This window comes from Streptomyces sp. HD (assembly GCF_028369295.1).
Lineage (GTDB): Bacteria > Actinomycetota > Actinomycetes > Streptomycetales > Streptomycetaceae > Streptomyces.
Map to the genome: position 1 here is coordinate 1 of NZ_JAQMYP010000167.1, position 731 is coordinate 731.

General features: G+C 70.9%; 1 protein-coding gene. It reads left to right on the plus strand.

What is annotated here, in order from left to right; all coding sequences use genetic code 11:
• Positions 1-731, plus strand: a 731-nt coding sequence (locus POF73_RS45830; protein ID WP_272125485.1) for a beta-ketoacyl reductase, incomplete at both ends; no start/stop codon positions are given.

The window sequence follows — 731 nt, forward strand, 5'->3', positions numbered from 1 at the left end:
CCGTGCTGCTGCAGGCGCTCGGTGACGCGGGTGTGGGTGGCCGGGTGTGGGTGCTGACGCGTGGTGGTGTGTCGGTGGGTCGTTCGGACGGTCCGGCGGATCCGGTGCAGGGTGCGGTGTGGGGTCTGGGCCGGGTGGCGGCGCTGGAGTACCCGGATCGTTGGGGTGGTCTGATCGACCTGCCCGAGGTCTTGGACCGCCGTGCCACCACCCGCCTCATGGGCGTTCTCCTCGGCGACGGCACGGAGGACCAGGTCGCTGTCCGCCCGTCCGGCGTCCTCGGGCGTCGGCTGGATCGTGTTTCGGCTGCCGGGGCGGAGAGTGGTTGGTGTCCGCGGGGGACGGTGCTGGTCACGGGTGGTACGGGGGCTCTGGGTGCTCGGGTGGCGCGGTGGGCGGCTGGGGAGGGTGCCGGTCATCTGGTGCTGACCAGTCGTCGGGGTCTGGAGGCTCCGGGTGCGCGGGAGTTGCGGGACGAGTTGTCGGCGTCCGGGGTGCGGGTGACGGTTGTCGCGTGTGATGTGGCGGATCGTGCGGTGCTCGCTGGGTTGTTGGCGGAGCATCCGGTGGATGCGGTGGTGCATACGGCGGGTGTGCTGGATGACGGTGTGATCGATGCGTTGACGCCGGAGCGGTTCGCGACGGTGTTGCGGGCGAAGGCGCTGGGCGCGCTGCATCTGGACGAACTCACCCGTGACCGCGACCTGGACGCCTTCGTCCTCTTCTCCTCC